Source organism: Actinoplanes cyaneus, from assembly GCF_016862095.1.
Classification (GTDB): Bacteria; Actinomycetota; Actinomycetes; order Mycobacteriales; family Micromonosporaceae; genus Actinoplanes; species Actinoplanes cyaneus.
Window position 1 is genome coordinate 59,340 of record NZ_BOMH01000072.1, and the last position, 19,052, is coordinate 78,391.

General features: G+C 72.4%; 16 protein-coding genes. 6 read left to right on the forward strand and 10 right to left on the reverse strand.

Going from position 1 to position 19,052, the window contains the following annotated elements; genetic code table 11:
- Positions 1 to 13: 13 nt before the first annotated feature.
- On the reverse strand, positions 14 to 1,216 hold the full coding sequence (gene hemW / locus Acy02nite_RS40205; RefSeq protein WP_203753746.1) for a radical SAM family heme chaperone HemW: 1,203 nt from the start codon (positions 1,214 to 1,216) through the stop codon (positions 14 to 16).
- Between the two features lie 27 nt (positions 1,217 to 1,243).
- Here hemW and Acy02nite_RS40210 point away from each other — a divergent pair, with 27 nt between their 5' ends.
- From Acy02nite_RS40210 to Acy02nite_RS40220, 3 genes are all read left to right on the forward strand, one after another.
- Positions 1,244 to 2,017, forward strand: coding sequence for an enoyl-CoA hydratase-related protein (locus tag Acy02nite_RS40210; protein WP_203753749.1), 774 nt, complete (start codon positions 1,244 to 1,246; stop codon positions 2,015 to 2,017).
- Positions 2,018 to 2,066: 49 nt separating this feature from the next.
- Positions 2,067 to 2,924 carry a hypothetical protein gene (locus tag Acy02nite_RS40215; RefSeq protein WP_425548234.1) on the forward strand — a complete coding sequence of 286 codons (858 nt, stop codon included), beginning with the start codon at positions 2,067 to 2,069 and terminating at the stop codon, positions 2,922 to 2,924.
- Positions 2,925 to 3,040: 116 nt separating this feature from the next.
- Positions 3,041 to 4,669, forward strand: coding sequence for a PAS domain-containing protein (locus tag Acy02nite_RS40220; protein ID WP_203753754.1), 1,629 nt, complete (start codon positions 3,041 to 3,043; stop codon positions 4,667 to 4,669).
- Positions 4,670 to 5,013: 344 nt separating this feature from the next.
- Here Acy02nite_RS40220 and Acy02nite_RS40225 read toward each other — a convergent pair whose 3' ends face one another.
- The 4 genes from Acy02nite_RS40225 to Acy02nite_RS40240 form a co-directional block, all read right to left on the reverse strand.
- A complete protein-coding gene (locus Acy02nite_RS40225) occupies positions 5,014 to 5,289 on the reverse strand; it encodes a GlsB/YeaQ/YmgE family stress response membrane protein (RefSeq protein WP_203753757.1) in 276 nt (91 codons plus the stop codon).
- A gap of 84 nt (positions 5,290 to 5,373) precedes the next feature.
- Positions 5,374 to 7,251, reverse strand: coding sequence for a translation elongation factor 4 (gene lepA / locus Acy02nite_RS40230; RefSeq protein ID WP_203753759.1), 1,878 nt, complete (start codon positions 7,249 to 7,251; stop codon positions 5,374 to 5,376).
- Between the two features lie 110 nt (positions 7,252 to 7,361).
- Positions 7,362 to 8,228, reverse strand: a complete 867-nt coding sequence (locus Acy02nite_RS40235) for an MOSC domain-containing protein (protein WP_203753761.1) — start codon at positions 8,226 to 8,228, stop codon at positions 7,362 to 7,364.
- A 163-nt stretch (positions 8,229 to 8,391) separates the two neighbouring features.
- Positions 8,392 to 8,925 carry a DUF4240 domain-containing protein gene (locus tag Acy02nite_RS40240; protein WP_203753763.1) on the reverse strand — a complete coding sequence of 178 codons (534 nt, stop codon included), beginning with the start codon at positions 8,923 to 8,925 and terminating at the stop codon, positions 8,392 to 8,394.
- A gap of 67 nt (positions 8,926 to 8,992) precedes the next feature.
- Between Acy02nite_RS40240 and Acy02nite_RS40245 the strand changes: the two genes are divergently transcribed.
- Together Acy02nite_RS40245 and rpsT are read left to right on the forward strand one after the other, a co-directional pair.
- Complete coding sequence (locus Acy02nite_RS40245; RefSeq protein ID WP_203753765.1) at positions 8,993 to 9,997, forward strand: phosphotransferase family protein; 1,005 nt, start codon at positions 8,993 to 8,995, stop codon at positions 9,995 to 9,997.
- A 555-nt stretch (positions 9,998 to 10,552) separates the two neighbouring features.
- Positions 10,553 to 10,819, forward strand: a complete 267-nt coding sequence (gene rpsT, locus Acy02nite_RS40250; RefSeq protein ID WP_203753767.1) for a 30S ribosomal protein S20 — start codon at positions 10,553 to 10,555, stop codon at positions 10,817 to 10,819.
- A gap of 537 nt (positions 10,820 to 11,356) precedes the next feature.
- Here the strand turns inward: rpsT and Acy02nite_RS47825 are convergent.
- The 5 genes from Acy02nite_RS47825 to Acy02nite_RS46875 form a co-directional block, all read right to left on the reverse strand.
- Entirely contained in the window at positions 11,357 to 11,968 is a 612-nt protein-coding gene (locus Acy02nite_RS47825) for a hypothetical protein (protein WP_425548233.1), read from the reverse strand.
- Positions 11,965 to 12,948 (reverse strand): DNA polymerase III subunit delta, encoded by a 984-nt coding sequence (holA, locus tag Acy02nite_RS40260; protein WP_203753769.1) that lies wholly within the window; start codon positions 12,946 to 12,948, stop codon positions 11,965 to 11,967. Before holA ends, Acy02nite_RS47825 begins: the two co-directional genes overlap by 4 nt.
- Positions 12,949 to 13,079: 131 nt before the next feature.
- On the reverse strand, positions 13,080 to 14,372 hold the full coding sequence (locus tag Acy02nite_RS40265; RefSeq protein ID WP_203753771.1) for an acyltransferase family protein: 1,293 nt from the start codon (positions 14,370 to 14,372) through the stop codon (positions 13,080 to 13,082).
- A 30-nt stretch (positions 14,373 to 14,402) separates the two neighbouring features.
- Positions 14,403 to 16,850: a ComEC/Rec2 family competence protein gene (locus Acy02nite_RS40270; RefSeq protein ID WP_203753873.1), complete on the reverse strand. Its 2,448-nt coding sequence runs from the start codon at positions 16,848 to 16,850 to the stop codon at positions 14,403 to 14,405.
- Positions 16,851 to 16,987: 137 nt separating this feature from the next.
- Positions 16,988 to 17,638, reverse strand: a complete 651-nt coding sequence (locus Acy02nite_RS46875; RefSeq protein WP_239175685.1) for a ComEA family DNA-binding protein — start codon at positions 17,636 to 17,638, stop codon at positions 16,988 to 16,990.
- 595 nt (positions 17,639 to 18,233) lie between these two features.
- Between Acy02nite_RS46875 and Acy02nite_RS40280 the strand changes: the two genes are divergently transcribed.
- Entirely contained in the window at positions 18,234 to 19,052 is an 819-nt protein-coding gene (locus Acy02nite_RS40280; protein WP_203753773.1) for a putative protein N(5)-glutamine methyltransferase, read from the forward strand.

The window sequence follows — 19,052 nt, forward strand, 5'->3', positions numbered from 1 at the left end:
GAACCGAAACAGTTCAGGGAATGACGTCACGGATGACCGCGTCGGCCAGCAACCGCCCCCGCAGGGTGAGAACGAGCCGGCCGGCGTCGTAGGCACCCCGGTCCAGCAGGCCGTCCGCCAGGGCTTGAGCCGCCGCCGGCCCGTCGACCCGGTCCAGGCCGATGCCCTCGCGCAGCCGGACGCGCAGCATCACGTCCTCGACGTGCCGGTCCCCGGCGGTCAGCAGCTCTCTGCCGTGCCCCGGAGAGACACCCTCATTCAGGCGATTCGCGTACGTCGTCGGATGCTTCACATTCCACCATCGCACCCCGCCCACGTGGCTGTGCGCGCCCGGACCGAGACCCCACCAGTCGGCGCCGGTCCAGTAGAGCAGGTTGTGCCGGCACTCACCGCCAGCCTTCGCCCAGTTCGACACCTCGTACCACCGGAAGCCGGCCCGGGTCAGCTCCTCCTCGGCGGCGAGATAGCGGTCGGCGGCCACGTCGTCGGACGGGTAGGGCAGCTCGCCGCGGCGCATCCGCACGGCCATCCGGGTGCCGTCCTCGACGATCAGCGCGTACGCGCTGACGTGGTCCACCCCGGCGTCGACCACGGCCCGCAGGGAGCGCGCGAAGTCCTCCGGCGTCTCGCCCGGGGTCCCGTAGATCAGATCCAGGTTGACGTGCTCGAACCCGGCCTCACGAGCCTCCAGGGCGGCCTGGGGGGCCCGGCCGGCGGTGTGTTTGCGGTCGAGGACCCGCAGCACGTGGGCGGCCGACGACTGCATGCCGAGCGAGATCCGGGTGAATCCGGCGGCCCGGAGCGCCGTCAGCGACTCGGGAGTGACCGACTCCGGGTTCGCCTCGGTGGTCACCTCGGCGTCCGCGGCCAGGCCCCAGGTGCGGTCGATGCCCTCCAGGATCCGGCCGAGATCACCCGGGCTGAGCAGCGTCGGCGTCCCGCCCCCGACGAAGACCGTGTCGACCCGCCGCGGCTGGATCACCTTGGCGGCCAGGTCCAGCTCCCGCAGGACGGTCCCGGCATACTCGTCGCGGCTCGCCCCGCCGCCCAGCTCACTGGCGGTGTACGTGTTGAAGTCGCAGTAACCGCAGCGACTCGCGCAGAACGGCACGTGCACGTAGACGGCGAAACCGTTCGCCCCCACGTCACGGATCGCGTCGTCGGGGAGGGACCCGTCCGCGGGTACGGGTTCGCCATCGGGGAGTGCGCCGGCCATCCACCAAGTCTGCCTTAGGGTGCCGGCATGACATTGGTCCGTACCGTCACCGACGCCGGGGTGACCACCCTCACGCTGGACAGCCCCGCGAACCGCAACGCCCTGTCCCGCGCCCTGATCACCGAGCTGCTGACCGCGCTCGCCGACGCGGCCGCCGCCCCGGAGACGCGGGTGGTGGTGCTCACGCACACCGGCCCGGTCTTCTGCTCCGGCGCCGACCTGAAGGAGACCGCCGCCACCGGGCCGGGTGAGCGGCTGCCGGTCGAGCTGATGGCCGACCTGCTCGCCGCGATCTGGGACTTCCCCAAGCCGGTGGTGGCCCGGGTCGCCGGGCCGGCCCGCGCCGGTGGCCTGGGGCTGATCGGCGCGGCCGACCTCGCGGTCTGCACCCGGTCGGCCACGTTCGCGTTCACCGAGGTACGGCTCGGGGTGATCCCCGCCGTGATCAGCGCCACCGTGCTGCCCCGGCTGGCGCCGCGCGCCGCGGCCGAGCTCTACCTCACCGGCGACGTCTTCGACGGGACGCGTGCCGCCGAGATCGGCCTGGTCACCGCCGCGGTGCCGGACGACGAGCTGGACGCGGTGGTGGCGCGCCACTGCGCGTCGCTGATCCGCGGCGGCCCGCTCGCGCTGGCCGGCACGAAGCGGCTGCTGCGGCGTGCGCGCTCCGCGTCGATCCAGGCCGAACTGGCCGAACTGAGTGACCTTTCAGCCGGATATTTCACCTCCCCGGAGGGCCGGGAGGGCGTTTCCGCACGTCAGGAGAAGCGGGATCCGGCCTGGGTGCCGCAACGGTCCTGACTGTCGCAGGTGCGGAGGTTGTCTAGGCTGGCCTCCAGTCTCGAAGGGAGTGCGGCGCTTGAAGACAGCGGTCGGTGTGCTCGTGTCGCTCGTCCTCATCGCCGTGGTCAGCGTGTTCGTCGTCCTGCACCGTGACCCGGGCGCGATCACCCTGCCGGTGCTCGGTCCGGAGTGCGTGGTCGGCGCCGAGGGCGAGGTCACCCTGGACCTGACGCAGATGGCCAACGCGGCGACCATCGCGGCGGTCGGGGTGCGCAAGGACATGCCCGAGCAGGCCGTGGTCGTCGCGCTCGCCACCGCCCTGCAGGAGTCCAAGCTGGAGAACCTGGACGGGGGCGACCGGGACTCGGTCGGCCTCTTCCAGCAGCGGCCGAGCAAGGGCTGGGGCACCGTCGAGCAGATCAAGGACCCGAGGTATGCGGCCGGGAAGTTCTACACCGCCCTGAAGAAGGTCAAGGGCTGGCAGAACATGCGGGTCACCGACGCGGCGCAGAAGGTGCAGCGCTCGGCGTACCCGAACGCGTACGAGAAGTGGGCCGACGAGGCGAAGGTGCTGGCCGGGGCCCTGCTCGGCGAGGCCACCGGCGCGGTCGCCTGCCGGGTCACCGGCGATCCGGCGCTGCGGGGCACGGCCGCGGCGACCGCCCTGATGGCCGGGCTCAAGCTGGACTGGGGCAAGCAGCTGGATTTCGCCAGTGAGCAGGCGGCCGGGCTGACCCTCGCGGTCAGCAACCCCAGCTCCGGCTGGCGGTACGCGCACTGGCTCGTCTCGCACGCCTCGGCGACCGGCCTCGAACGGGTACGTTTCGGGAGCCTGGAATGGCACGCCCCGGACGGAAAGTGGCAGCAAGTAACCACGCCGGGAAGCCAGGACAACCGCCGCGTCGTCGCCGAAGTCTTCAACTGACCCCTACTCTCCGCAACTATCGGTGACTTTCCGTAATTCACCCTGCTGGACCCGTAAATCGCGCTGCGTATACATCGACATGGACAGTGCGCAACCACCCTGGTACTAAGTAGGGCGTGTTCTGGGGAGCGCTGGAATGGATCCTGCTGGGAGCGGGGGGCGTCGGCGCGATCATCTACGGTGTCCGCCGTCATCGGCCGGCACGCAAGGCACCGTGGTGGCTGCTCGCCGCGTCCCTGGCTGCCCTCGCCGCGGGCGACGTCTGTTACTCGTACCGGGTGATGGGCCTGGCCGACATCTTTTACCTGATGATGTTCGGCCTCACCGCGCTGTGCCTGCTGCAGTTCACCCGCGGCGGCGCGCTGCTGGGTGACCGGGCCCGCCTGATCGACCTGCTGGCGGCCGGATGCACGACACTGCTCGTGGTCTGGGTCTTCGTGATCGGGTCGAACCGGCTGCACACCGTCTCGGCCACCGACGTGATCGGCGACCTGCTGCTCCTCGCGGTGGCCGGTCGCCTGATCGCGGCCGACCGGCGCAACGTCGCGGCCTGGCTGCTGCTGACCGGCGCGGCCGGGATGCTGACCGGCGACACGCTCTACCCCGTGATCACCAACGGGCTGACCGAGTCCGCCTTCGTGGTGCTCTACCTCTGCTGGGGGCTGTCCGCCCTGCACCCGTCGATGGTCCGGCTGACCGAGCCGGCGCCGCCCCGGCACAGCCCCTGGAAGTTCCGGTGGTCGCTGATGCTGGCCCTGGCCGCCTGCACCCCGCCCGCCGTGCTGCTGGTCGAGGCGTTGAGCGGCGACGTCCGGGACGGTCCGGTGATCGCGATCACCGGCGCGGTCACGCTGCTGCTCACGATCACCCGGCTCGGCGACGCGATCCGCCAGCACAGCCAGGCGCTCAGCCGCGAGCAGGGCCTGCGTGCCGCCACCGCGGCGCTGGTCGCCACCGCGGATCGGCCGTCGGTCGACGCGGCCCTGCGGTCCGCCGTCGCCCATCTGCTGCCGCCGGCGTCGGTGCGCCGGGTCTCGCTCGCCGACGAACTGTCGCCCGCCGAGCTGCCCGCGGCGCCGACCGGCCCGACGGCTCGCAGCTGGTGGCTGGACGCCGCCGACCCGGAGGACCGGACCCTGGTCTGTCCCTTACGCCTCGAGCCGCTCGACGTGGCCCGGCCCAGCGGCGGCGCGCTGATCATCACGGGCCGCCGGGACGATCTGATCGCCGGGCACGACGCGCTGGAGGTGCTCGCCGGTCAGGCCGCGCTCGCGCTGGACCGGATCACGCTGGTCGAGGCGGTCGGCCGCCGGGACAGCGACCTCTATCTGCGCGCTGTGATTCGTAACACAGCAGAGCTGATGGCGGTGATCGACGTCGATCAGCGGATCCGCTACTGCAGCCCGGCGCTGCGTGACGCGCTCGGCGGGGCCGAACTGCCGCCGCTGGCCACCTTGGACGAGTTGATCCACCCGGACGACCGGGCCCGGGTGCGCAACGCGCTGCGCTCGCACGGCGACGGCACCGTGCACTGCGCCCTGCAGCGCGGCGACCAGAGCCAGGTTCTGGTCGAGCTCACCTATCGCGACCTGCGGGAGGACCGTCTGGTGCAGGGTCTCGTCGTGACCATGCGCGACATCACCCGCAACCACGATCCGGCCGAGCTGCACCCGCACACCGCGGTCGCCGCCGAGATGCCGGCCTGGGTGAACCGTCGCAGCGCCCAGCAACGCTTCCGCTACTAGCGATGTGTTGCTGATCACCCTGGACTGCGGCGTGGTCGACCCGGCTCCTGGCAGCGTCGGCCCACACTCCTGACCTTCGCCTCGTGCTCGCCGGACCTCGCCACGTGCCCAACGCCCGATCCGGACCTCGGCACGTGGCCGCGCCCGATCCGGGCCTTGCCTCGCACTCGCTGGACCTCGGCACGTGGCCGCGCGCCCGATCCGGGCTTCGCCTCGCCCCCCGGCCGGCCCCCGGCAAACAGGCAAAGACCATTTCCCTCGTACGCGGGAAATGGTCTTTGGGCAACGCAGAAGCGCCCGGCCTCGGGGGAGGCCGGGCGCTTCTGCGTGTTTCTAGGCGTGCCTTATCGGGTCAGGCCACGACGACCGGCGACACCGACCGTCAGGGCGACACCGATGGCGGCCAGAACGACCTGGAAGAAGAACTCGATCCAGTCGAAACCCTTCGTGTCAGCGACACCGAAGGCCCGGGCCAGCACCGTGCCCAGCAGCGCCGCGACGACACCGATGACCATGGTCAGCCAGATCGGGATGTTCTGCTTGCCCGGTACGACCAGGCGACCCAGAGCACCGATGACCAGACCGACGACCAGAGCGGAGATGATGCCGACAACAGTCATTGGGAGTTCCTCCTCGGGGGTGGAGCTTGTTCGTTGCGTCCGTCGAGCAACAGAGTTCCCGACCCCTCGAGAAATCAAACCGCCCTATTTTTTGGCGGCTTTCGGATCCGCCGCCTCGGAGGTGGAGAGCGCGGCGATGAAGGCCTCCTGAGGCACCTCCACGCGGCCCACCATCTTCATCCGCTTCTTGCCTTCCTTCTGCTTCTCCAGCAGCTTGCGCTTGCGGCTGATGTCACCGCCGTAGCACTTCGCGAGCACGTCCTTGCGGATCGCGCGGATCGTCTCGCGGGCGATGATCCGGGAACCGATGGCTGCCTGGATCGGCACCTCGAACTGCTGCCGCGGGATGAGTTTCTGCAGCTTGGCGGCGATCGACGTGCCGTACGAGTAGGCCTTGTCCTTGTGCACGATCGCACTGAACGCGTCGACCGGCTCACCGTGCAGCAGGATGTCCACCTTCACCAGGTCCGCGACCTGCTCGCCGGAAGGCTCGTAGTCCAGCGAGGCGTAGCCCTTGGTCTTGCTCTTCAGCTGGTCGAAGAAGTCGAAGATGATCTCGGCGAGCGGCAGCGTGTAGCGGAGCTCCACCCGTTCGGAGGACAGGTACTCCATGCCGAGCAGGCTGCCCCGGCGGCTCTGGCACAGCTCCATGACGGCGCCGACGTAGTCGTTCGGCACCAGGACTGTGGCGCGCACCACAGGCTCGTGGATCTCGGCGATCTTGCCGGCCGGGAACTCGCTCGGGTTGGTGACCGTCTGCTCCTTCCCGTCCTCGGTGACGACCTGGTAGACCACGTTCGGCGCCGTGGAGATCAGGTCCAGGCCGAACTCACGCTCCAGGCGCTCCCCGATGATCTCCAGGTGCAGCAGGCCCAGGTAGCCGACCCGGAAACCGAAGCCGAGCGCGGCCGACGTCTCCGGCTCGTAGGTGAGCGCGGCGTCGTTGAGCTTCAGCTTGTCCAGAGCGTCCCGCAGCGCCGGGTAGTCCGAGCCGTCGATCGGGTAGAGACCCGAGTAGACCATCGGCTTCGGGTCCTTGTAGCCACCGAGGGCGTCCTTGGCCGGCCGGTTGTTGCCGGTGACGGTGTCACCGACCCGGGACTGCCGGACGTCCTTCACGCCGGTGATCAGGTAACCCACCTCGCCGACGCCGAGGGCGGTCGCCTTCTCCATCTCCGGCGAGACGACCCCGATCTCGAGCAGCTCGTGCACCGCACCGGTGGACATCATCTTGATCTTGTCGCGCGCCTCGATCCGGCCGTCGATGACCCGGACGTACGTGACCACGCCGCGGTACACGTCGTAGACCGAGTCGAAGATCATCGCGCGGGCCGGGGCGGCCGCGTCACCGACCGGGGCCACGAACTGCCGGACGATCTCGTCGAGCAGGTGATCCACACCGACACCGGTCTTGCCGGAGACCCGCAGCACGTCGGACGGCTCGCAGCCGATCAGCTTGGCGAGCTCCTCCGAGTACTTCTCCGGCTGGGCGGCCGGCAGGTCGATCTTGTTCAGCACCGGGATGATGCGGAGATCGTTCTCCATCGCCAGGTACAGGTTGGCGAGGGTCTGCGCCTCGATCCCCTGCGCGGCGTCGACCAGCAGGACGGCGCCCTCACAGGCGGCCAGGCTGCGGGAGACCTCGTAGGTGAAGTCGACGTGGCCCGGGGTGTCGATCATGTTCAGGACGGCGGTCTCGCCCTGCTTGCCGCCCTCCCGGACGGTCCACGGCATGCGCACGGCCTGCGACTTGATGGTGATGCCGCGCTCGCGCTCGATGTCCATCCGGTCCAGGTACTGCGCGCGCATCTGACGCGGGTCGACCACCCCGGTGATCTGCAGCATCCGGTCGGCCAGCGTCGACTTGCCGTGGTCGATGTGGGCGATGATGCAGAAGTTGCGGATGCGGGTCGGATCGGTCGATCCGATCACGTTCACGCCGGGGTCGAGCGGTCCAGGCACGGTCGTCCGTTCTTCTCGGGCTGGCTGGTCGGGCTGGCTGGTCGGGCTGGGGAGCGCCGGCGGACACGCCGGCGCTCCCTATCGTCCCACGCCCGGCCGGGCAGGTCCGATCACACCCGTTCGAGCGCCTCGGGCGGACCGGGCGGCAGTTCCACGGCGACCGGATCCCCGGGACGAATCGGGCCACCCCGCAGCACGACGCCCATCACGCCGGCCCGCCGGACCACGGTGCCGTCGTCGTCCTGCCCGAGGACCTCCTTGAGCAGGCCCGGCCGGAACTTGTTGATCTGCGCGCACGGATTGCGCAGCCCGGCGACGACCACCGCCGGGCGCGGATCGGCACCGCCGCGGGCATCCCGCTCCACGGCCGCCGCCACCGCGGCCGCCGCCCGGGCCGTCTCCTCGTCCAGAGTCGCCGCATCGGCCGCGGCCAGCACCGCCCTCGCGGGATGCTCACCGGCAGCCGCTGCCCCGCCCCCAGCGTCGTTCCCGTTACCAGCGTCGTTCCCGACTCCAGCGTCGTTCCCAACCCCAGCGTCCTTGCCGACCGCAACGCCCCTGCCGAACACAGCGTCCTTGCCGACCGCAGCGTCGTTCCCAGCCCCGGCGGAGCCGTCCGCCTCAGCCGCATGCTCCGCCGCTTCCGGCGGGCCGAACCGCAAGATCGTGCCGCGCGGCAGCGCGAGCAGATCGAGGCCGAGGGTCGTCACGTTCTCGCCGATGCCGCCGGCGGGCACCTCGAAGCCCTTGCCTGCCACCTCGTCGAAGAGCTCGGCCTGGATCAGGTGCACCTGTCGCAGATTCGGCTGGCTCGGATCGGCCCGCACCCGGCTCCGATGCCGCACATTGACCCCGGCATGGATGTCCCCCTCCACACCCAGGCCCGCCACCAGGACGATCTCGTCCCGATTCGGCTTGGTGAACGTGTAGGCGTCATTCCGGCTGACCGCGGCCACGGATCCCGCATCACCACTCATGCCCAGATTCTGGCCGACCACCGCCCGGCTGCTCGACCCGGTTTTCCGCTCCTGATCAACAGACCGCGTCCTGCCGATCGCCCGGAGTCACGCCGCAGCCCCGCGTGATCACTCCTGATCGGCAGGCCGCGTCCTGCCGATCGCCTGGGGCAGCGCCGCATCCCTAGTCCGGCGGCTCGAGGAACAGGGCGGACAGCTTCGGCAGGCGACGACGCATCTCGTCCTCGTCGTCGAAGTCCCACAGGTCGCCGACCGCCGGACGGTTGCGGCCACCCTCGCCGGGCGGCAGCGGCTGACCGGTGGCCTGCTCATAGGCCCGGGCCGCGATGCCGAGCACCTCCTCCGCCTCGAAGACCGCGCCGGTGTCCGCCGCCGCCTTGATCACCAGCACGTTGGCCAGCACGTCGGGCGACTGGACCGCGGCGGCCACCGCTTTGCGGCCGTGCGCGATGAGCCAGCCCCGAAAGGCGTCGAAGCCCGCCTCGTCGGCCCCACTGTTGATCAGATAGGCCGCGGCCCAGAGATCCTCCGTCCCGGAGGCCGCCATCACCTTGTCCAGGTGGCGGCCCCAGGCGACGATCTCCTCCGGATCGCACGTGACCAGCTCGGCGACGGCGCGCTCGGCCACCTCGGCCGGGGACGCCGGCTTCGACGCGGTCGCGCGGTCGATGACCGCCCAGAAATCGTCGGTTCGCATGCCGCGATCCTGCCAGTGCCCTACGACAGTTTCGCGGAGGCACGGACGGCCACGGCAGGATGGGCGCATGCGGCCGATCACTCTGCCCGACGTTCCGTACGACTCCACCGCCGTACGCCCGGATTGGCCTGATCTGCCGGAGGCGGTGCGCACAGCGATCATCGCGCGCCTCGGCTCCCCGTTCTCCGCCGCGCGCAGCGCCGGGGGCGGCTTCACCCGAGCCTTCGCCGCCGTCGTCGAGACCGAGGCCGGGACCAGCGCCTTCGTCAAGGCGGCGCCGATGAGCGACCCCACCTCCCAGTGGTACGCCCGGGAGGCGGCCGTCACCGCGGCCCTCCCACCGGAGGTGACCGCCGCCCGGCCGCTCTGGACGATGACCGCATCCGACTGGTTCGTACTGGCCCTGGAGACCATCGACGGGAGAGTGCCGGCGCTGCCCTGGTCCCGCGACGATCTCGACGCCACGCTGCGCACCTGGTCGGCGGCGGCGACGGCGCTCGCCCACCCGTCGCCGCGGGCCCTGGAGATCGGCCTGCCCGCCCTGCCCGACATCCTCCGCAGCGAGATGTCATGGTGGTCACAGATCGCCAAGCGCCGCGAGCCGATGCCGGAGCCCGCCCTGGACACGATCGCGCCGAGCCGTCTCCGCGAGCTCGCCGCCCTCGAACGCGACCTGCCCGCCCTCGCCGCCGGCGACGCGATGATGCACGGTGACCTGCGGCTGGACAACGTGGTGCTCGACCGGGACGGCCGCGCCTGGCTCTGCGACTGGACCTGGCCATGCCTCGGCGCACCGTGGTTCGACACGGTGACGCTGCTGGTCAGCGCACATGCCAGCGGCTTGGACACCGACGCGGTGCTGCGCGCGTGGGGCGCCCCCGACGAGGGGGTGGACGGCGCTCTGGCGGCTCTGTCCGGGTATTGGCTGGTCCGGGCCGGCGGCGGGCCGAGCAGCGCCTCCCCGCACAGCCGGCAGCACCAGCGCTTCAGCGGCCTCCAGGCGCTCGCCTGGCTCACCGAACGTCGCGGCTGGACCGGTCCGCCCGCGAAGCGCGGCTGGCTCCGCCGCTGACCCCACCGCGACACCCTCCAGCACCAGCCGAGCGCCCCCGACCACCAACAGCCCCAGCCCAGCGGCCCCAGCCGACCGCCAGCGGCCCCATCCGGGTTGCGATGAGTGCTTCCCGGGCTCGAAGCACCCGTGACCACCAGCCCGGCGGCCCCAGCCGACCGCGGCGGCCCTACTTTCCAAGCCCGAAACACCTTCCAGCACCAGCCCGCAGACACAGGCTGGCCCTCAAGGGTGCTTCCCGGGCCCGAAGCACCCTTGAGGGCCAGCCGCGCGGCCTCGGCCGGCCTTGAAGGGTGCTTCGCGGGTGCCGGCACGACCCGCAGGGCAAGCCCGTGCCGAGAGGCTGGCCAGGAGGGGTGTCTCACGAGGGTCAGGCGTGTGGCAAGAGCGCCGGACCGGAGCCGTTTTGGCGGCTCGCGAACGTGCTGGTAATCTGAATCCTCGCGTGTGGTGACACGCTGTTGTTTCATGCACCGGCCTCGCCGGGTCGGGGACGGCCGCGCGGTAACCACTCGTTCAGACCAATTTCCGAACTAGTCAGGACAAGGCTGTCGCGTGGCGAACATCAAGTCCCAGATCAAGCGCAACCGGCAGAACGAGAAGGCCCGTCTGCGCAACAAGTCGGTCAAGTCGTCGCTGAAGACGGTGATCCGCAAGCTTCACGAGGCGAGCGACGCCGGCAACACCGAGACGGCGACCACTCTTCTGCGTGACGCCTCGCGTCAGCTGGACAAGGCTGTCAGCAAGGGTGTCATCCACAAGAACCAGGCGGCCAACCGTAAGTCGGCCATCGCCAAGAAGATCGCCTCGCTGTCCGCCTGATCCTCTTCGGATCAGGTCGGCGACCGCACGGAAGCGGCCGCCGACTCCGCCCGCCGGCGGGTGGGCAGAACTATCGAAACCGGGCACCGCTGGACCCTTGAGGTCCGTGCGGTGCCCGGTTCGTTTCATTTCGCGGTACGCCATGAGCCCCGCGCCACCCCGCGCCGAGCGCACCTGATCGCCGTGGCCGCGCCGCCCCACCCAGGATCAGCGGGGCGGAACGCGCGCTCCCTCACGAGGGGTGGAAAGCGCGATCCCGCTCGAGAGTTGGAAGGCGCAATCCCGGACGAGTTGCTCTGGCAAGCAGGTCCCGCTCCTGGGGCTGACCCGGCTCCGGACGGTGGCACGCCGGCGAATCACTCGGCACGGCTCCGGCCGGTGGCACGTCGGCGAGCATCGGCACGGCTCCGGGAACCACGCTGACCAGCGCACCACTCGGCGTGGCCGAATCCCGGCCGTCCGACACCGCGGCCGGGCGAACTCGCCACGGGCGAAGGGCGCGCCTACGGCCGTACGGCGAAATCGGGTGTGAAAAGGCTATTCGTAGCGCCGCACCGCGGACTGCCGCGCCATCTGCTGGCGGACGTCGAGATCCTCCGACCAGGGACGCCGTGCCGGCGCGGTGTTGACGATCTGCCCCGGTTCGGACGGCATCTCCGGCGAGGTGGAGCGGCGACCGTAGCCGTTCTCCGGTGGGAACCAGACCACCCCGGTGGAACGTGCCCCGGTGTCCACCGGCGGCGGCACGACCGGTTTCCGCACGCGCGGTGGCGGTGACCACTCCCCCGCCTGGGCGCCGGCGCGCGGCCAGTCCTCGGAATGTCCGCCGCTGCGCGGCCGATGGGTGTGACGTTCCCGCGAGACGACAGCGCGGGCCGCGACCGGCTCGGCGGTCCGAGCGGGCGGCGCGAGCCAGCCGGCGACCAGGTCGTTGAACTTCACCATCACCGCGACGGCGGCCGGCAGCAGCAGCACGCCCCACCAGCTGACCAACTCGGCCAGCGCGAGCAGGACGCCGAGCGCGAACGCGCCCTCCAGGAAGACGAAGCAGAGCAGCCCGCCGAGGCTGAGGTGGCGCAGGCGCAGCGCGCGGGCGTAGAGCGGCTGGTTGGCGACGCCGGCCCGGCGGGAGCGAACCGTCCTGGTCATCGGGTGCCACCGCCCCGGCGTGCCGCGGCCACCGCGAAGACGGCCTGCTCCAGCGCGTAACCCCGATCCTCGGCGCCGCCCTTGACGGCGGCGTTGCAGTCGGCGGCCGCGCGCATCGCGTCGACCAGGCCCTCGGGCGTCCAGCCGCGACTGCGCTCCTGGGCCCGCTGGATCTTCCAGGCCGGCATGCCGAGCGTGCCGGCCAGTTGGTACGGATTTCCCTTGCCGGCCGAGGCGACCCTCGCGACCGTCCGCACGCCGTCGGCGATGGCGTCCGCGATCGGCACCGGATCGACGCCGACGTGCAGCGCCCAGCGCAGCGCCTCGAGCGCGCCCGGCAGGTCGCCGACCATCGCCGCGTCGGCCACCGTGAAGCCGCTCACCTCGGCCCGGCCCTTGTAGTAGCGGGCGACGACCGCCTCGGTCACCTTGCCGTCGGTGTCGGCGATCAGCTGTGAGCAGGCCGCCGCGATCTCCCGCAGGTCGTTGCCGACCGAGGCGAGCAGCGCGGAGGCGGCAGCCTCGTCGCACCGGCCGCCGGCCCGCCGGAACTCGTCGCGCACGAAGGCGATCCGCTCCCGATCGCCCTTGAGCTTCATCGCCGGGACGACGGTGGCCCCGGCTTTCTGCAGGCCGTCGGCGAACGCCTTGCCCTTGGCTCCGCCCGGGTGGGTGACGATCAGCGTGACCTCGGGATCGGGACTCTTCGCATAGGCCAGCAGGGCGGCGACGAGCTCCTTGCGCGCGTCCTGCCCGTTGCGGAGGACCAGCGCGCGCCGGCCGCCGAACAGCGACGGGCTGAGCATCTCGGCGACCTCGCCGGCGCTGAGCTGACCGGCCTCGTACTCCCGGACGTCGGCGCCGGGGTCGGCGGCGCGCGCCGCGTCCACCGCCGCGGTGACGGCACGGGCGGCGAGGAGTTCCTCATCGCCTTGGACGAGCAGCAACGGGGGCGGTGGCGCGGCGTTCACGCGTGCCATGTTCGCACGTCCCACCGACACTCCGGCGAGGCTCACTCTTCAGCACAGCCGGACGGATCGCGGAACGCGAAACCAGACATATTGGCATGCAGACATGCTTCTGCCGGTGTGGCCTGCGGCATCGTCCACCGTCACGGTGACGACCGGCCGGCGCTCCCCGACCGCGGCGGTCCCGAAAACTCGCGATCCGGTCTCGGCATGTCGGACAATTCGTGCAACTTCGGGCCATCCGTGAACCGTCGGCCCAGCGCCTGGAACGGCAGCTCGATCAACCGGTGGCAGAGACCGCTCACCACCAGCGTCACCCCGAGACAGCCCGCAGCCCAGCCGAGTCGCGCCGGGATCCCCGCCGCCCGCGCCTGGACGAGGTGGTCGCCCAGCAGGCGGAGCACGAGCACATGCGTCAGGTACACCGAGTAACTGACCGTGCCGAGCCAGGACAGCCATCGGGGCACCCGCCGGCGCTGTGACGCCATGCCCAGACCGAAAACGATCAGCGCCAGGACGACCGCGCTCAACCAGGAACTCCTGGCCAACGGCTCCGTCATGCCGACCATGTCCCAGATCCCGCCGTACCGGTGGACCGCGAAGACCGCGGCGCCGAGCACCGTGCCGACCGCCAGCACCGCGCGCCCCACGGCGATCTGCCCCTGCTCCGCGCGGTAGAGCGCGGTCCCGGTGAACATCACGGCCAGGATGACGAAACCCTCCCACGGGCCACCCGGCTGGTTCACGGCCAGCAGCCCGAACACCAGCGCCGCCAGCAGAACCGCCCCGGCCACGTGACGGCGGCACACGGCGACCACTCCGACGACCAGCACCGCCGCGGCGACCACGGTCAGGTTCCGCAGCGCGAGCGGATCACCGGCGAACCTCCCGGACGGCAGCACCCCGCCGACCACGACCGCCACCGCGGCCAGCACCATCGCGATCTCCGCGCTGAACCGGTGCACGCGTACCACGAACGCCGCCGTGACCAGCAGGTAGAAGAGCATCTCGTAGGTGAGCGTCCAGAACTGCTGCTGCACGTTCACGCCGCCGAGCATGTCCTGCAGCATCGTGAGGTGGCTCAGCACCGTCGTGCCGGTGTGCTCCCGGAGCGCGCGCGGCACCATCCCCGGCCGCCACACCGACAGCAGCGCCGCCACGGCGAAAACCGCCAGGAACGCCGGGTACAGCCGGAACAACCGGCCGATCCAGAACCGCCGCACGTCACCCCGCCGCTCGATCGAGGCCGGCACGATGTACCCGCTGACCAGGAAGAAGAGTGTGACGCCGAAGATCCCGGCGTGCGCCACGTGCCGGGTGGCATGCTTCAACTCCGGCGCCAGGTAGTCACAGGCATGCTCGAAGACCACCGCCAGGACAGCCAGCCCTCGCAGAGCGTCCAGCCAGCGCAGCCGGCCCGCCCCACTCGCCGTCACCAGAGGCTTCGCAAACAGGACCACGCCCGTTCAACGAGCGGGTCCGGTCCCTCGCACTGTCACGGCGAGGCCGCGGCCGGTGGCGATCACGGCGAGGTCGCCCGACTGGTCGGTGCGCATCACCCGGGCGCCGTCCCGGGCCAGGCGTGCCAGCAGGGACGCGTTCGGGTGCCCGTAGTCGTTGTCCACGCCGACCGAGACCAGTGCGACCGCCGGGTCCACCGCGTCCAGCAACTCCGGCGACTGCAGCGCGCTGCCGTGATGCGCCACCTTCAGCACGTCCGCCCGCAGCGCCGCCGAGCCGAGCCGTTCGACCAGGTCGTTCTGCTCCTCGGTCTCGGCGTCGCCGGGCAGCAGCACGGTCCGCCCGGCGATCGTCGCCCGCAGGACCAGCGAGTTGTTGTTCGGATCCGAGTTGGTCCCGCGCATGGGTTCCAAGGGCCCCAGGGCGTCCAGGCGCAGACCCCCGATGACGTACGCCCATCCGGGCCCCACCGCCGACACCGGCGTCCCCGAGGTCCCGGCGGTCCGCGCCACCCGTTCCCGTCCACCGGCCGGCTCGGGCCAGTCCGGTCCGGCCACGGCCGCCACGGAACGTCCCCGGAACACACCGTCCACCCCGCCGATGTGGTCCACGTGATAGTGGCTGACCACGAAGAGCGCGACCTGCCGGATCCCGAGCCGGCGCAGGCACCCGTCCACCGGGTCCGGCTCCGGCCCGGCGTCGATCACCACGGCCCGGCCACCGCCGACCGGCAGCACGATCGCGTCGCCCTGCCCGACCGCGCACGCCACCACCAGCCAGCCCGGCGGCGGCCACCCGGACGTGAGCAGCCGCACCGGCAGCGCGCCGAGCACCGCGCACGCCGCCACCACCGCGGCCAGCTTGCGGGCCGCCGCCCGGCGGGCCGCGATCAGCGCCACCACCGTGAGCGCGGCCAGCAGCAACGCCCCGGGCACACCGTCCGGCCAGGGCAGCGACCCGGCCGGCGCCCGCGCCCCGACCCGCGCGACGAGCACCAGCCACTCGGCCGGCCAGTGCGCGAGCCAGGCGGCGAACTCCGCTCCGGCCGGCCAGACCGGCGACAGCAGCGCCGCGGCGACCCCGAGCAGCGTGGCCGGGGCGATGGCCGGCACCACGACCAGGTTCGCCGGCACCGCGACCAGGCTCACCGCGCCGGACAGCCCGGCGATCACCGGGCCGCAGGCCACCTGCGCCGCCGCGGGCACGGCGAGGGCCTCGGCGGCTCCGGTCGGCCAGCCACGGGCGCGCAGCGCGTCCCGCCAGACCGGCGCGAGCAGCAACAGACCGGCGGTGGCCAGCACGGACAGCGTGAGCCCGGCGTCCGCGGCCAGTTCCGGGTCGGCCAGCAGCAGCACGGCGGCCGCGGCTGCCAGCGCGGGGACCGCCACCCGCGGCCGTCCCGACGCGAGGCCGAGCAGCGCGATCGCGCCCATCGTGGCCGCCCGGATCACGCTCGGCGACGGCCTGGCCAGGATCACGAACCCGACCAGCGCCACACCGCAGAGCACCGCGCAGAGCACCGGGCCGGCACCGGCACGCCGTACGACGAAGAGAATGACGCCCAGGATGATCGCCACGTTCGAACCGCTCACGGCGTTGAGGTGGGTCATGCCGGTGGCCTGGAAGTCGGCCTCGAGGCTCGGATCGAGGCGGCTGGTGTCCCCGACGACCAGGCCCGGGAGCAGGCCACCGGAGTCGTCGGGCAGCGGCTCGCAGGCGCGTTGCAGCCCGGCGCGGAGCACCCCGGCGGCGCGCTGGGCCCACGACGGCTCCCCGATGAGCTGCGGAGACTTGCGTACGGACACGACGGCCGCCCGCAGATCACCCGGGCGCGGCGGCATCAGCCTGCCCGTGGCGGTCAGCCGCTGGCCCGGTAACAGGGTGCGCCAGCCCCGGTCGCTGCCGAGCACCAGCGCCCGTGCGGAGAGCCGGATCGGGTCGCCGCCGTCCACGGGCCGGACACGTTCCAGCTCGATCGCCACCAGATACGTCGGTGGCCCGGCCGTGCCGGTCAGTGCCCGCGGGTCGTCGCGCACGACCGCCCAGAGCTCCACCGGGTCCCCGGAGTCGATGAGCGCGACCAGGGGTCGCGCCTCGCGGACGCTGACCCGGGCGGCCGTGGCCGGTGCCCCGCAGCCGGCGCCGAGCGCGATCGCCACGCCGATCCACCGCAGGCCGGTCCACGAATGCCGGGGCGGGGCCGGCGTGGACGCGCCCCGGCGCCGCCCGATCGTCGTTGCGCTCCGGCCGTCGCTCGCCGCGCCCGGTGCCGTGACGTGCCGAGTTGCCGATCTCTCGCCGGCCCGCCCTCCCGCCGCCTCCGCCGCCCTGCTCCTTGCCGGCCCGGCCAGAGCGCCCAGCCCGGCCAGCACCAGGGCCACTCCGCCGAGGAGCAACCCGTCGCGGGCGCTCAGGTGCAGCGCGCTCAGTGCCGCGAGCCAGACCCCCGCCATGAACCCGGCGAGCCGCAGATCCGGGGCGGCCCGTCCCCGCTCCGACGCGGCATCCGCGGACGGGCGCGACCGAGCCGGAACGTCTCCCGGCGCCGCCCTCGCGGCCGAACCCGGCCGGGTGGGAACATCTCCGGCGGTCACACCGTCACCAGGTCTTTGAGCTGCTCGTAGCGCGCGTCACCGATGCCGTCCACCTTGCGCAGATCGGTCACCGCCCGGAAGCCGCCCTGCGCGTCGCGTGCGTCAAGGATGCGCTGGGCCAGGACCGGGCCCACCCCGGGCAGCTTGTCGAGGTCGGCCAGCGTCGCCGTGTTCAGGTTGATCAGGCCACCACCCGCCCCGGCTGCCCCCGTGCCGGCCGGGGCCGGAGCGGTCGTGACGCCGGGCGGCACGGCGACCCCCACCATGATCAGCTCGCCGTCGGTGACCTTGCGGGCCAGGTTGAGGGTGGACACGTCCACGCCGGGTTCGGCTCCGCCCGCGGCGGTCAGCGCGTCCGCCACCCGGGCGCCGGGCGCCAGCCGGACCAGACCGGGTCTGCGGACCTTGCCGCCGACCGCGACGACCACCTCGGCCGGCGAGGCCCCGGCGGTGGCGGGGGCGGCAGGGGCCGCAGGGGCGGGTGCACCGCTGCCCGCGGTGGCCGCCGCGCTCGCCGTGGGGGCGGTCGCGAGCGGCTCCACCCGGGGCCGGGCCCGCCAGGCCAGGAACGCGGCGACCAGCGCGACCACCACCGCGACCGCGGCCAGCGCCCGGACACCGGGCCGGCCGGGGTCGAAGGCGTGCAGCCACTTCCGCGGACCGCCCTCGTCCTCGCCGCCGCCGAAGGCGCCCTTGCCGGGAAGCGCCGGCTCGGGAGGGTCCTCGATCTTCCAGGCATACCGCTCGTCGAACGGCTCCGCCCAATCCTGAGCAGGCACCGCAGCGCCCACCCCGGGGGCGCCACCCCCGGGAAACCCGGAAGGCAACGGAACCCTGCCGGTCCGGTCAGCTCCGCCAGGCAGACCACGTCCATCACCCCTCGATCCACCGAAACCACCACCGGCGAGGGCGGGACCGGCCGGGTCACCGGAACGGGTGGACCCGGTAGCACCGCCCGGAGGGTCGGAGAATCCTTGATCGTCGATCTCGGACCACGCCGGAACAACGTCCGACCACCGCAACGGCCCGCTGCCGGCCGCCGGCTCACCCCGGGCCGGCGCGCGTGCCGGCCCTGCGTCGTGCAGTGCCCGCATCCGGGCCGCCACGACGTCGTCGGTATCCTTCGCCTCTCGCACGGGGTCGAAGTCTGGGACTTCCGCCGGGCCGGTGCCGGCGAGGCTGTGGACAGACCGGCACTGTGGACAACCTCCACGATCTTGCCCGATCTGCTAAGGACGTCGTGTGACCGAAGAAGAGGCGATCCTCCGGCTACGGGCCGCGGGCTGTGTCTTCGCCGAGGACGAGGCCGCGGTGCTGACCGGGGTCGCGCCCGGCGGCCGGGCCCTGGCGGCGCTGGTCGAACGCCGCTGCGCGGGCGAGCCGCTGGAGCAGGTGGTCGGTTTCGCGGACTTCTGCGGGGTCCGGGTCCGGCTGCGCCCGGGCGTCTTCGTCCCCCGCCTCCGCAGCGAGCTGCTGGTCCGGGTCGCCGCCGAGGAACTCCTGGGCGCCGCCGGGGCACGCCGGGCCGCCGGGGCACGCCGGGCCGCCGGGAGCACGGGGCAGCACCCGGCCCCACTCGTCGTGGACCTCTGCTGCGGCTCCGGAGCGCTCGGTCTCGCCGTACGGGAAAAGGTGTCCGGAATTGATCTGCACGCCGCCGACCTGGACCCGGTCGCGGTCGCTTGCGCCACCGACAACCTGGGCGCGAACGTGCACCAGGGTGACCTCTTCACCGCCCTCCCGCCGCAGCTCCGGGGGCGGATCGACGTCCTGCTGGCCAACGTCCCCTACGTCGCGACCAGGCACCTCCCGTTCCTCCCGGCCGAGGCCCGTGACCACGAGCCGCGCACGGCGCTGGACGGCGGCGACGACGGCCTCACGGTTCTGCGGGCCGTCCTGGCCGGCGCGCGCACCTGGCTGGCGCCCGGCGGACTCCTGCTCTCCGAGATCACCGAGGCTCAGGCCACGGCCGCGTGCAACGCCGTCGCCGGGAACGGATTGACGCCTTCCGTGGTCACCGACGATGATCTCGACGCCCGTGTGATCACCGCGAGACGATAG

What these genes read in the sequence shown, in the direction of transcription:
- hemW (WP_203753746.1), bottom strand. Translation starts at nt 1,216, where the DNA reads ATGGCCGGCGCACTCCCCGATGGCGAACCCGTACCCGCGGACGGGTCC.
- Acy02nite_RS40210 (WP_203753749.1), top strand. Translation starts at nt 1,244, where the DNA reads ATGACATTGGTCCGTACCGTCACCGACGCCGGGGTGACCACCCTCACG.
- Acy02nite_RS40225 (WP_203753757.1), bottom strand. Translation starts at nt 5,289, where the DNA reads ATGACTGTTGTCGGCATCATCTCCGCTCTGGTCGTCGGTCTGGTCATC.
- Acy02nite_RS40235 (WP_203753761.1), bottom strand. Translation starts at nt 8,228, where the DNA reads ATGAGTGGTGATGCGGGATCCGTGGCCGCGGTCAGCCGGAATGACGCC.
- Acy02nite_RS40240 (WP_203753763.1), bottom strand. Translation starts at nt 8,925, where the DNA reads ATGCGAACCGACGATTTCTGGGCGGTCATCGACCGCGCGACCGCGTCG.
- Acy02nite_RS40245 (WP_203753765.1), top strand. Translation starts at nt 8,993, where the DNA reads ATGCGGCCGATCACTCTGCCCGACGTTCCGTACGACTCCACCGCCGTA.
- Acy02nite_RS47825 (WP_425548233.1), bottom strand. Translation starts at nt 11,968, where the DNA reads ATGACCAGGACGGTTCGCTCCCGCCGGGCCGGCGTCGCCAACCAGCCG.
- holA (WP_203753769.1), bottom strand. Translation starts at nt 12,948, where the DNA reads ATGGCACGCGTGAACGCCGCGCCACCGCCCCCGTTGCTGCTCGTCCAA.
- Acy02nite_RS40270 (WP_203753873.1), bottom strand. Translation starts at nt 16,850, where the DNA reads ATGGCGGGGGTCTGGCTCGCGGCACTGAGCGCGCTGCACCTGAGCGCC.